The 12392-nt window shown below is 73.6% G+C and carries 10 protein-coding genes; 7 read left to right on the top strand and 3 right to left on the bottom strand.

Going from position 1 to position 12392, the window contains the following annotated elements; genetic code table 11:
* Positions 1-301 precede the first annotated feature (301 nt).
* From BOQ63_RS32265 to BOQ63_RS32275, 3 genes are all read left to right on the top strand, one after another.
* On the top strand, positions 302-1576 hold the full coding sequence (locus BOQ63_RS32265) for a DUF5919 domain-containing protein (RefSeq protein WP_094742868.1): 1275 nt from the start codon (positions 302-304) through the stop codon (positions 1574-1576).
* 471 nt (positions 1577-2047) lie between these two features.
* Positions 2048-2782: an exonuclease domain-containing protein gene (locus tag BOQ63_RS32270; RefSeq protein ID WP_037828831.1), complete on the top strand. Its 735-nt coding sequence runs from the start codon at positions 2048-2050 to the stop codon at positions 2780-2782.
* Positions 2779-3246 (top strand): GNAT family N-acetyltransferase, encoded by a 468-nt coding sequence (locus BOQ63_RS32275; RefSeq protein WP_030281749.1) that lies wholly within the window; start codon positions 2779-2781, stop codon positions 3244-3246. Before BOQ63_RS32270 ends, BOQ63_RS32275 begins: the two co-directional genes overlap by 4 nt.
* A gap of 3 nt (positions 3247-3249) precedes the next feature.
* Here BOQ63_RS32275 and BOQ63_RS32280 read toward each other — a convergent pair whose 3' ends face one another.
* The 3 genes from BOQ63_RS32280 to BOQ63_RS32290 form a co-directional block, all read right to left on the bottom strand.
* On the bottom strand, positions 3250-4065 hold the full coding sequence (locus tag BOQ63_RS32280) for a YwqG family protein (protein ID WP_167395800.1): 816 nt from the start codon (positions 4063-4065) through the stop codon (positions 3250-3252).
* A gap of 33 nt (positions 4066-4098) precedes the next feature.
* A complete protein-coding gene (locus BOQ63_RS32285) occupies positions 4099-5193 on the bottom strand; it encodes a polysaccharide deacetylase family protein (RefSeq protein WP_223886095.1) in 1095 nt (364 codons plus the stop codon).
* 205 nt (positions 5194-5398) lie between these two features.
* Complete coding sequence (locus tag BOQ63_RS32290; RefSeq protein WP_030281742.1) at positions 5399-6292, bottom strand: phosphotransferase enzyme family protein; 894 nt, start codon at positions 6290-6292, stop codon at positions 5399-5401.
* 436 nt (positions 6293-6728) lie between these two features.
* Here BOQ63_RS32290 and BOQ63_RS32295 point away from each other — a divergent pair, with 436 nt between their 5' ends.
* From BOQ63_RS32295 to BOQ63_RS32310, 4 genes are all read left to right on the top strand, one after another.
* A complete protein-coding gene (locus BOQ63_RS32295) occupies positions 6729-8939 on the top strand; it encodes an MMPL family transporter (RefSeq protein ID WP_030281740.1) in 2211 nt (736 codons plus the stop codon).
* A gap of 324 nt (positions 8940-9263) precedes the next feature.
* Positions 9264-9470, top strand: a complete 207-nt coding sequence (locus BOQ63_RS32300) for a cold-shock protein (protein WP_030281737.1) — start codon at positions 9264-9266, stop codon at positions 9468-9470.
* Positions 9471-9640: 170 nt separating this feature from the next.
* Entirely contained in the window at positions 9641-11392 is a 1752-nt protein-coding gene (locus BOQ63_RS32305) for a DEAD/DEAH box helicase (protein WP_150476196.1), read from the top strand.
* Positions 11393-11666: 274 nt separating this feature from the next.
* The gene (locus BOQ63_RS32310) at positions 11667-12380 is read left to right on the top strand and encodes a ricin-type beta-trefoil lectin domain protein (protein WP_030551135.1); all 714 of its coding nucleotides are present in this window, start codon (positions 11667-11669) and stop codon (positions 12378-12380) included.
* The last annotated feature ends 12 nt before the right edge of the window (positions 12381-12392 follow it).

Below are 12392 nucleotides of genomic sequence, written 5' to 3' on the forward strand. Positions count from 1 at the left end.
CCGGGTGGTCGGGCATGTGCGACGCTCGCGCGCCGTGACGCACGGCACAGCCCGCAATACTCCCCGAGCCCTTCCCCGACGGCCGGGAGATAGTGCCGGGGTTAGTCCGAACGGGTGTCCAGCGGCGAATCCTGTGAAGAATGGGGCGGGTGGTGCGCGCGAGCCCCTCGGCCAACCGGCTGCGGGCGGCTCTCGGCGGGCAGTACCCTTGATCGTCCGGCCGCCCCGGCCGACCGGTGCTTGTCAACGGCCCGTCAACGGACCCCGCGCCCGCGGGGGTCAGCCGCAGATGAGGTGGCGCATGGTGTTCCCCGCTGGCGGGCGAGGCTCCGGGCCCGACGGCCCCGACCGGGGCGGTGCCCGCAGCGAGGCGCCCACGGTCGTCATGCGCCCCACCATGACCGGCCGCGCCCTGGTGCCGGCCCAGGGCGGCCCCGTCGAGGTCCCCGCGCTCGCCTGGTCGGCCGGCGAGTGGGAGGACGCCTACCAGCGGGTCCGGCTCTCCGGTCGCGCCTACGTCTGGCTCAACCTGGTCGAACAGCGGCTGCGCTCCCTCGTCGACGAGGTGCTGCACCCCATCTACGCCCCCGCCCACGGCGAGGACTGGGTCACCGCCGCCGCCGGACCGGCCGGGGAGGAATGGGCCCACCGGGCCGGCGCGGTGCGCGAGGTCAGCCGCCGCAAGGGCTACCTGCTCGACCCGGCCGACGACGACCCGCTGGTCTTCCTCACCCTGCCCCAGCTGCGCGAACTGATGGTGCAGCACTGGCCCTGCTTCGAGCCCTACCTCGCCGACCGGCGCGAGATCGAACTCGCCCTGGACGAGCTGGAAGTGGCCCGGCACGTGGTCTCCCGCAACCGGGTGCTCACCCAGACCGTGCTGGCCCAGACCGAACGCGCCGCCGCCCGGCTGCTCGCCGTCCTCGACGGCGGGGCGGGCGGGGTGCCCGCCGACGTGGTGGAGTCGCTCGTCGCCGGGCGCTACGCGGACGTGGTCGCGGTGCACGCCGACCGGGTCCGGCTGCAGCGCGACCTGCCCGTCGAGGACCTGCTCGACGGCGCCCGCCGCCTGGACGCCCTCGGCATCGGCCTCGGCATGCTCTGCCAGAACTACACCGGCAAGCGGCTCGTCCGCCTGGCCGGCGAGGGCTGCCGGGTGCGGCTGCTGTTCCTCAACCCGGCGAGCAGCGCCGTACGCCGCCGCGAGCGGGAACTCGGCCTGTCCCGCGGCGAGTTGTCCCGATCCATCGAGATGAACATCATGCACGTGCGCAGGGTCCGGGCCCGGCTGCGGGACCAGGGCGGCTTCGAGATCCGGGTCTTCGACGAGACCCCGCGCTTCACCGCCTACCTGGTCGAGGGCCCCCGCCCCACCGGCCCGGTCGCCGGCCGCCGGCAGAGCCGCGACCTCGGCGTCATCCAGCCCTACCTGCGCCGCTCCCGCGGCATGGAGTCCCCGGCCCTGATCCTGCGCGGCGGAGCCGGCCAGCAGCCGGGCGGCACCGAACCGGGGCTGCTGGAGGTCTACCGCGAGGAGTTCGAGGGGATCTGGGCGGACTCCCGCAACGTATCGTGAGACATCCCGTGGTCGGCGGGCCGCCGCCGGTGGAACACTGCGGGCCGTGAACAGCCTCCCCGTCTGGACGCACGGCACGGCTTCGAGGTCGTCCACGAGGACCCGATCGACGTCACCATGCACCGGGAGCCGGCCCGACCCCCGCGGGCCCGGCGAGTTGACGGGTGGAGGGTGTGCGACGTCCGGACAGCCATCGGGCGGCAGGCGCCCGAGGCCCGGGAGACCGAGTCGGCCGGGAACCGGGGCGCGGTAGGAACGCGCCCCGAACTCCGGCCCCTCGAACGGCGTCGACAGCAGGAAGTCGGGGAAGCCGTCGGTGCCCGGCGTCGCCCAGCGGTGCAGGACCGCCGGAGCCCGCCGACGGCGGTTCAAGGCCGCGGAGCAGCCGGGACGCCTCCCCGGGCGGTCGGGTTGTCGGTGGGGCGGGTGATGATGGGGGCTGTTTCGCTGGAGGACGGAAGGACACACCTGATGAGCTGGTGGCAGCAGCCACTGGTCGGCTTCGACCTGGAGACCACGGGCACCGACCCGGCCGTGGACCGCATCGTCACGGCCGCGCTCGTGGACACGGTCGGCGCCGTCCGGGTGGAGGCCGCCAACTGGCTGCTCGATCCCGGGGTGCCGATCCCCGCCGAGGCGGAGGCGATCCACGGGATCGGGGACGCGCTGGCGCGCAGCAGGGGGCGGCAGGCCAAGGAGGCGGTGGAGGAGATAGCCGCGGCGCTGTGCGCGCGGATCGCGGACGGGCGGCCGGTGGTGGCCTTCAACGCGCCGTTCGACCTCTCGCTCCTCGACGCCGAGCTGCGCCGGTACGGGCTGCCGACGCTCGCCGAGCGCCTCGGCCGGCCGGTCGGGCCGGTGCTGGACGCGCTGGTGATCGACCGGGCCGTGGACAGGTACCGCAAGGGCTCCCGCACCCTGCAGCGGGTGTGCGAGGTGTACGGGGTGGAGCTGACGGACGCCCACGAGGCGGGCAGTGACGCGCTGGCCGCCGTACGGGTCGCCGTCGCGCTGGCCGGGCGCTACCCGGCCGAGGTGGGGGAGGTGGCGCCGGCCGAACTGCACGCCCGGCAGATCGGCTGGTACCGGGAGTGGGCCGAGGGCCTCCAGGCCTGGCTGCGCCGCGGCAAGGACCCGCTGGCGGTGGTGGATCCGCGCTGGCCGTCCAGAGTGTCCGAGCAGCAGCTGCCGGGGCCGACCGGATGACCGCGGCCGTACGCCCGGCCCGGCCCGGGGACCTGCCCGGCTTCCTCGCCCTCGCCGCCGAGGTCGAGCACTGGTTCGGGCCGATGGTGGCCGAACCCGGCTTCCACCGCGCGGTGGAGAGGTCCGTCGGCCGGGGGAGCGCGACCGTCGTGGCGGACGACCGGGGCCTGCTCGGCGGCCTGCTGTTCGGCGGCGGGCCCCCGCTGCACCACCTGCACTGGCTGGTGGTGGCCGAGCGCGCCCGCGGTACGGGCATCGGCCGGGCGCTGGTGGAGGACGCGCTGCGCAGGCACGTCCGCGCCCCGGCCGCGGTCGAGGTGGTCACCTTCGGCCCCGACCACCCCGGCGCGGTGACCAGCGGCGCCCGGGTGTTCTACGAGCGGCTGGGCTTCACGCCCGCCGAGGCCGCCGAGCCCGGACCGGAGGGCGGCTCGCGCCAGGTCTACCGGCTGCGCCTGCCCTGACCGCTACTGAAGGTCCAGCCCCACCGGGTGCGCCACGTCCACCGGGCAGACGAACACTTGCAGTTCGCCGTGCCGCCCGACGCACAGACCAGGGTCGCCGCCGCTCTCCACCGTCAGCAGGTGGTTCATCCGCTCGCCGCAGCGGCCGCAGTCGATCGGGACGAGGTCGGTGGAGTGCCAGGACGGCCAGCCGCCCAGCTTCCAGCCGTCCGCGCGGCCGTGGTCGCGCTGGTACTCGATGCCCTGCCGCGCCGCGAACTCCCTGACGGCGTGGGCGAGTTCCTCTTGCAGCTCGTCCCGGTCGGGCAGGTCGAGGACCTGCTCGGGGCGCAGCGCGCACGGCTGCGGCAGGTAGTAATCCTCCTGGCTGCACCGGGGCGGCGGAGGAGTGGCCGGGGCGAGGTCGGCGGCTCGGTGCCAGTGCAGTTCGACGGCGGGGCCGTAGTAGAACCGCTCGCCCTGGATGTCGTCGTGGTCGTTGGGGCACCAGAGCACCTGGAGGAGGTCGGTGCCCTCCGGCCACGGCAGGTGCGGCGCGTCCTCGGCCCGCAGGTGCGCGAGCGTGATCAGAGCCGTTGGGACGGTGGGGGGTACCGGGGCACTGCGGGGGATCAGGTACTCGTCCTCCGGGTGCCTGGCGGTGCAGTGCGGCCAGGGTGCGCCCACCGCCCACAGCGCCGGGCCGCCGATGCCGCTCGCCCCCGGCACGGGCTGCGCGGCGTACGGGTTGAGCAGGGTGGCGGGCCGCAGGTACTCGGCGAGGCCGGGGACGGCGGCCGCGAGTTCGGCAGGGCTGGGCGCGGGCGCGGTGTGGGTCACGGCGCCCAAGCCTAGGCCCGTCGTCGAACTCCCTTACGCGGCGGGGAGGTCGAAGGTGTACCCCTGGGCGACGAGCCAGGGCAGCAGTTGCTTCAGTGCGGCGACGGTCTGGCTGCGGTCGCCGCCGCCGTCGTGCATGAGGATCACGCCGCCGGGCTTGAGCTGCTGCTGCACGGTGGAGACGATCGCGGGCGCGCCGGGGCGGGCCCAGTCGCGCGGGTCCACGGACCAGCCGAGGGAGGACATCCCGAGCCCGGCCGCGATGTGTTCGTTGTCGGCGTCGAAGCCGCCGCCGGGCGCGCGGAACCAGCTGACCTCGGTGCCGGGCCCGCCGGCCTTGACGATCATGTCGTGGGCGGCGCCGATCTCGTACACCGCCTTGTCGTGGGAGAGCTTCTCGAACGGCTGGGGGTGGTGGACGCTGTGGTCGCAGAGCCGGTGGCCCTCCGCCACCACCCGCTTGACCAGGGCCGGGTTGGCGGCGGCGTTCTGGCCGATCTCGCAGAAGGTGGCCTTGACGTGGTACTGGGCGAGCAGATCGAGGATCTGGCCGGTGGCCGGGCCGGGGCCGTCGTCGAAGGTGAGCGCGACGGTGCGGCCGCCGGAGGCGGTGGAGCCGATCACCTTGGTCGCCGTCCCGGGGTGGGCGGGCGGCGGGGCGGGCGTGCCGGTGGCCGGGGTGGCGGCCGGGGAGGTGGTCCGGGCGGTGGCCGCGGGCTGGGCCGGCGCGCTGGGCGTGCCGGACGCGCCGGGCGTGCCGGACGCGCTGGGCGTGCCGGACACACCGGACGTGCCGGGCTTCGCGGCGGCCGACGGGGCGGCCGACGGGGCGGCCGGGCCGGAGCCGGTGGCACCGTCCGAGCCGGTGGCGGGCGCGGTGGTGGAGGCCGCGGTGCCGGTCGGCTGCTGCTGGGGAGAGGCGGAGCCGGGGGTGGCCGCGGCGGTGGTCGGCTGCAGCGCCCCGCTGGCGGTGCCGCACGCGGACAGGCCCAGGACGGCGGCCACCGCGATGCAGCCCGCGACCAGCCGACTGCGGCCGGCGGCCGGGCGCGCCGGACGGACCGGACGGGCTGGACGGGCTGGACGTATCGGGTGGGCGGGGCGGCGGCGGGCGGCGTTCCGGTGCATGGCGGCGGCTCCTGAGGGGCGGGAAGGGTGCCGATCCATCGGTCCATCGGTCAGGACGACTGGGTGACAGGACGCCGATCGTACGTGCCCCGGTTGCGCGCCGGACCGGTCCGGCCTAAGAGGCTTCTCACACCGGGCCGGGTTTGCGTCCACCGCTCGGAAGGAGTAGCGGTGCGCCCCGTGGAAGGAGCAGCGGTGCGCCCGCTCAGAACGGGTACCACCGCACCTCGGTGGCCCCCTCGCGGAGCGAGGCGACCCGGCGGCCGAACTCGGCGAGCGCCGCCGGGTTCCCGGCCGCCTGCTGGGCGACCCAGGAGGCACTGGCGGTCTCCCGGGCCCCGCGCAGCACCGCGAAGCCGGGCCAGTCCCGTACGTCCCAGCCGTAGGCCTCGGTGAACGCCCGGTACTCCTCGCCCGGCACGCCGTAGCGGTCGTGGCTGAGCGCGAGGACCACCAGGTCGTGCTCGCGCAGGTCGCGCGAGACGTTCTCCAGGTCGAGCAGCACCGGCCCGTCCGGGCCGACGTGGACGTTGCGGGGCAGCGCGTCACCGTGGATCACTCCGGGGTGCAGTCGCGGCACGAGGTCGGGCAGGGCGGCCTCGAAGGCGTCCCGACGGTGGCGCAGGAAGGCGACGTCCGCAGGGTCGACGTGCCCCTCGGCGGAGGCCAGCCAACGCTCGACCGGCGCCAGCAGGTCGCGGCGGCCGAGCGGGAAGGGCGGCAGCGGCAGCCGGTGCAGGGCGCGCAGCAGCGGGGCGAGGTCGGCCGGGCGGGCCGGACGGACGGCGGGGGCGAGCCGGTGCCAGAAGGTGACCGGGTGACCGTCGGCCGACTGCGGTTCGGGCACCACCGCCTCGTACGGGCGGACCACCGGCACGTCCTGCCCGGCCAGCCAGTGCGCGACGGTCAGCTCGCGGTGCGCCCGGTCGTACAGTTCGGGGCCGCGGCCGACCTTGGCGACCACGGCCGGGTCGCCGAGGTCGAAGACGGCGTTCTCGCCGAGCGCGAGCAGCCGGGCGTCGCCCGGGGCGGGGAGTCCGGCGGACTCGCAGGCGTGGGCGAGCAGCAGCCGGGCGCGGCCCTCGTCGAAGGGGATCATGGCTGGGCTCCGTTCCGCCGTCGTCCGTCCGGAGGGCTCCGGACGGAGATCATCATGGCGCACGGGGCGGGGCCGGGACCTTGGTCCCGGGGGGCGGGGTGGGGTTTTCCCTACCCGGGGACCCTGATGCCTCCTCCTCGGAGGTAGGGGGCGGGCTCCACCCTGAGGGGGAGAAGACTCCACCCGGAGCACGAGGTCAAGGGAACTGCGGCCGGGAGAGAATGGGTCGGGGCCGTTCGGGGCGGCCCGCAACGGGGGTTGGACGACGGGGGCTTCCTTGCCGCGCGGCAAGCACGTACTCGTAGGATGACGCCCAGACCTACTTACCTGCCGACCGGCTAGGGAACGCCAGCGTGCGTGGCCCGCCCGGTCCTGCCGTCGCCCAGCGTCCCGTCCCCCAAGGGCTGCGGTGAACCATGCCCAGGAGGCATCGAGCATGTTCCACCGACTAGGACACTTCGTCGTCCGCCGCGCCTGGTGGGTGATCGCGGCGTGGGTCGTCGCGATGATCGCCATCTTCATCTCGGCGCCCAAGGTCAGTTCCCAGGCGGACGAGGCGTCGTTCCTGCCCAGGCACTACGAGTCCATCCAGGCCGCGGAGGTGCAGGCACGGGCCTTCCCGTCCGCCTTCACGCCGGACGCCCTCGCCCTGTTCGAGCGCAACGACGGCGCCGCCTTCACCGACGGTGACAAGACCGCGATCGGCAAGCTCGTCCAGGACCTGACGGACAAGAAGATCGACGGCGTGGTGAAGATCATCCCGCCGACCAAGGACATGGGCTACTCGCAGGACCAGAAGTACGCGATGGCCCTGGTCTCCATCGACAAGGCCAAGCAGCAGGACCAGAACCTGATATCGGACGTCGCCAAGGCACTGCGCGACGACGGCAAGGCACTGGCCACCGGCACCGACCTGAAGTTCCAGCTGGGCGGATCCGCCGCACAGGCCCTGGACCAGAAGGACGCCTCCGGTTCGGCCGAGGGCATCATCACCATGGCCACCCTGCTGCTGGTCATCGTGATCGTCGGCATCATCTTCCGCAGCATCCTGGCCGGCCTGCTGCCGATCGTGGTCTCGCTGATCATCGGACTTCCCACCTCGATGGGGCTGATCAACTACGCCACCAAGGCCTTCGACCTCAAGAGCACGCCGATCCTGATGGCGATCCTCATCGTCGTCGTGCTCGGCGTCGGCACCGACTACTTCCTCTTCCTCGCCTTCCGCTACCGCGAGCGGCTGCGGGCCGGTGACGACCGCAAGGAGGCCGTGGCCAACGCCGTCGGCCGGGTCGGCGAGGCGATCGCCTCCGCGGCCGGCGCCGTCACCATCGCCTTCGCCGCGCTGATCCTCTCCAGCCTCGGCATGTTCCAGGCCCTCGGCCCGGCGCTGGCCATCGCCGTCGTCGTGACCGCCCTGGCCTCCGTCACCCTGGCCCCGGCCCTGCTCGCCGTCATCCCGGCCCGGGCCGTCTTCTGGCCCGGCAAGAAGTGGATGCGCGAGCCCAGCGACGCGCGCTTCACCGCGATCGGCCGGGTCGTCGAGAAGCGCCCGGCACTCACCGCCATCGCCTCCGGCGGCGTGCTGGTCGCCCTGACCTTCGGCGCCCTCAGCTACAACGGCCTGTTCGACATGGCCGGCAGCTCGATGCCCAAGACCGCGGAGTCGATGGTCGTCCAGGACACGATGTCCACCGCCTTCTCCAAGGGCGCGGCCGACCCGAGCCAGGTCTACCTCAGCAGCACCGACGGCAAGAAGCTCGACCCGGCCTCCTTCAAGGCCTACGGGGACAAGCTCCAGGGCGTCCCCGGCGTCGCCCAGGTGATCCTGCCCAGCACCGCCTCCGACGGCCAGAGCAAGACCGTCAGCGCCGACGGCACCACCGCGCAGTTCACCGTGATGCTCAAGGACGAACCCTCCAGCAACGCGGCCATCGACACCGTCACCGAGCTGCGCACCGTCGCCCACGCGCAGGCCCCGGCCGGCACCGAGGCCAAGGTCGCCGGCCTGACCTCGGTGTTCAAGGACATCAACCTGGCGATGACCCACGACTACAAGCTGGTCTTCCCGATCGCCGGGCTGCTCATCCTGCTCATCCTGGCGCTCCAGCTGCGCAGCGTGGTCGCCCCCTGGTACCTGATGGCCTCGGTCGGCCTCGGCTTCGGCGCCACCCTCGGTGCCACCACGCTGCTCTTCCAGAAGATCGGCCACGAGACCGGCCTGATGTTCATGATGCCGATCCTGATCTACCTCTTCGTGGTGGCGATCGGGACGGACTACAACATCCTGATCATCGCCCGGCTGCGCGAGGAGGCCCGCGAGGGCCGCTCCCCGCGCGAGGCGGCCCGCGAGGCGCTGCGCCACGGCGGCCCGACCGTCGCGGCGGCCGGCTTCATCCTGGCGGCCTCGTTCGGGACCTTCATGCTCGCGGGCAACACCTTCATGCTGGAGTTCGGCTTCGCGATGGCCTTCGGCATCGTGCTGGCGGCCTTCGTGATGGCGATGTTCTTCACGCCGGCGCTCACCGCGCTGATCGGCAACAAGGCCTGGTGGCCCGGACACGGTGCGGACGCCCGCCCGGGCCACGGCGGGGGCCCGGCCCCGCGGGTCGGCACCACCGTGCCGGCGGAGCCGGTCGGCCGGCGATGACCGACGTGCGGCCGTTTCCGATCAAGGTCTGAACGGCGGCCGAACACCAGGCGGCGCCCCGCTCCGGCGGGGCGCCGCTCCCCGTTTTCCGGCAGCGTCAAACGTGATCTGTCGGGCACAAAAGTCCCCGGTCAATCGGGGTGCGACCGTGCTACAGTCGAAGCAGTTGCAGTTTTGGTTCCCATGAACGTGTGTGTGCGCCTGCTGGTACCAACCAACAGGCGCATTTGTTTTGTCCGGTGTTTCAGTCTCCGGATGGGGATCGCGGCTACTTGGGGATTCACGAGGTGTGGATCCCTGATGCCCCAATAGGAGGAGACGGTTATGGCTACCGGCACCGTGAAGTGGTTCAACAGCGAAAAGGGCTTCGGCTTCATCGAGCAGGACGGCGGCGGCCCGGACGTCTTCGCCCACTACTCGAACATCGTCGCCCAGGGCTTCCGTGAGCTCGTCGAGGGTCAGCGCGTCGAGTTCGACGTCACCCAGGGCCAGAAGGGCCCGCAGGGCGAGAACATCCAGGTCATCGCCTGACGTCAGCTTCACGCTGATGCGCGATCCCCTGTGATCCCGTGAAGCGGGGGCCCGCACCGCTCGACGGTGCGGGCCCCCGTTCATGCCGCCGTACGGCCGGGGCGGCACACTCCCAGACGACGGCCGACCAGTCCGCGACCGCGGGCTGACGACCGACGGACGGAGACCCCGTGACCACCCCTGCCCGCACGCCCCGCGACCGCGGCGACCGCACCACCGACCGCACCGCGGACCGTTCCGCCGCCCGCTCGGGCGAGCAGGGCCGCACCGGCCGCCCGCGCCGCGGCGCGGACACCCCGGACCGCACCCGCAGCAGCGGAGAGGGTGCCGACCGCGCCCCCCGCAAGCCGCGCAACCGCGCCGGCGCCCCCAGGACCGGCCGCACCGCCGTCCCGGAGCCCGCCGACTTCACCGTCGTCGAGGGCACCCCGGCCCGGCCGCCGGCGGCCTCCTTCGCCGAGCTGGACCTGCCCAAGGCGATCCTCTCCGCGCTCACCCGCGAGGGCGTCACCGAGCCGTTCCCGATCCAGGCCGCCACCCTGCCCGACTCGATCGCCGGGCGCGACGTCCTCGGGCGCGGCCGCACCGGCTCCGGCAAGACCCTGGCCTTCGGCCTGCCGCTGCTCGCCCGCACCGCCGGTCGCCGCGCCGACTCCCGCCACCCGCTGGCGCTCGTCCTGGTGCCCACCCGCGAGCTCGCCCAGCAGGTCACCGAGGCGCTCACCCCGTACGCCACCGCCGTCAACCTGCGGATCACCACCGTCGTCGGCGGCATGGGCATCAGCCGGCAGGCCAACGCGGTGCGCCGCGGCACCGAGGTGCTGGTCGCCACCCCCGGCCGCCTGGACGACCTGATCGGGCGCGGTGACGTCAACCTGTCCGACGTCGCCATCACGGTCCTCGACGAGGCCGACCAGATGGCCGACATGGGCTTCCTCCCGCAGGTCAGCAAGCTGCTGGAGCAGGTCGCCGAGGGCGGGCAGCGGATGCTGTTCTCCGCCACCCTGGACCGCAACGTCGACCGGCTGGTCAAGCGCTTCCTGACCGACCCGGTCACCCACTCGGTCGACCCCTCGGCCGGCGCGGTCACCACCATGGACCACCACGTCCTGCAGCTGGAGCCCACCGACAAGGCCTCCGCCACCGCCCACATCGCCTCCCGCGACGGGCGCGTGATCATGTTCGTGCACACCAAGCACGGCGCCGACCGGCTCGCCAAGCAGCTGCGCGCCACCGGCGTGATGGCCGCCGCGCTGCACGGCGGCAAGTCCCAGCCGCAGCGCAACCGGGTCCTCGACCAGTTCCGCGACGGCGAGGTCACCGCGCTGATCGCCACCAACGTCGCCGCCCGCGGCATCCACATCGACGGCCTCGACCTGGTCGTCAACGTCGACCCGCCGATCGACCACAAGGACTACCTGCACCGCGGCGGCCGCACCGCCCGGGCCGGCGAGTCCGGCACGGTCGTCACCCTCGTGCTGCCCGAGCAGCGCCGCGAGGTCAACCGGCTGATGACGGTCGCCGGGATCCGCCCCACCGTGACCAGGATCCGCCCCGGCGACGCCGACCTGGCCCGGATCACCGGCGCCCGCACCCCCAGCGGCGTTCCGGTCGCACTGGCCGTCCCGGCCGCCGCCCAGCCCGCGGCCCAGGCCGCCTCCGCCGACGGCAAGGGCGCGGACGGCAAGTCGGGCAGCCCGCGCCGCCGCCCCGGCAAGCGCTCCGGACTGCCCACCGACGTCGACATGAACGGCAACCCGCGCCGCCCGCGCCCCAAGCAGCGCCTGGGCGCCGCCGGCCAGGGCGAGCGGCCGCAGGCCGCCGGGTTCATCGGGCGCTCCTCCGGCCGGGCCCGGCCGGGCAGCGGCTCCAAGTCCGGTGGCAACTACGGCACCGGGCGCCAGCGCCGCAAGTTCGACTGACGGTCGTCCCCGGACCGAATCCTGCCGAACGGGCTCCGCTTCTTCCCCGCCACGGGGGAGCACGGGGCCCGTTCCGCGTTTTCCGGGCAGGCTCGCCCCGGCCGGGGCCGGCAGCTGAGATGAACCCGTCGCAGTTCGCCTTGAACCAACGCTTGACGGAGGACCGTCCAGCCCGGATTCTTTTACCCGGCCCACACATCTGTCGCACAGTCACCACGGTTGTGCAGATGTTGAGTTGACGTGATTCGCCGACCCCGGAAGGACCACCGTCCCGATGCGCCGAACCTCCGCCCTGCTGTCCACCGCCCTGCTCGCGGGGGCCGCCGCCCTGGCCGCACCGGCCACCGCCGCCCAGGCCGCGCCCGCCTGCAGCGCCTTCGTCGCGGGCTGGAGCGCCGTCGGCAGCTGCAGTGGCCTCGACCCGATGCAGACCTGGTCCGTGGGCGCCACCTGTTACTACTGGAACTCCACCCACACCGTGCAGTTCAGCCGGCCCGCCATCGGCGGCGTGGCCGTCGGCGACGGCAGCCTCTCCGCGGCCTGCGGCGTCGGCGACAGCGTGATGTTCCCGCACATCATCATGGGCGCCACCCCGCCGGCCGGCCCCACCGGCCAGATCACCGGCTACGTCGGCAAGTGCGTGGACGTGCGGGGCGCCAACCTCGGCAACGGCACCCCCGTCCAGATCTACGACTGCAACGGCACGATCGCGCAGAAGTGGCGGACAGGCGTCGACGGCACCGTCCGCGCCCTCGGCAAGTGCATGGACGTCTCGGGCGGCGGCACCGCCAACCACACCATGGTCCAGCTCTACGACTGCAACGGCACCGGCGCCCAGCAGTGGCAGTACCGCGCCGACGGCTCGCTGCTCAACCCGCAGTCCGGCCGCTGCCTGGACGACCTCGGCTTCTCCACCGCGAACGGCAACCAGCTCGGCATCTGGGACTGCAACGGCGCCGCCAACCAGAAGTGGAACCTGCCAACCTGATTTTCCGACAAA

Origin of the sequence: Streptomyces viridifaciens, assembly GCF_001888885.2 — a bacterium.
In the GTDB taxonomy this organism is placed as follows: Bacteria; Actinomycetota; Actinomycetes; order Streptomycetales; family Streptomycetaceae; genus Kitasatospora; species Kitasatospora aureofaciens.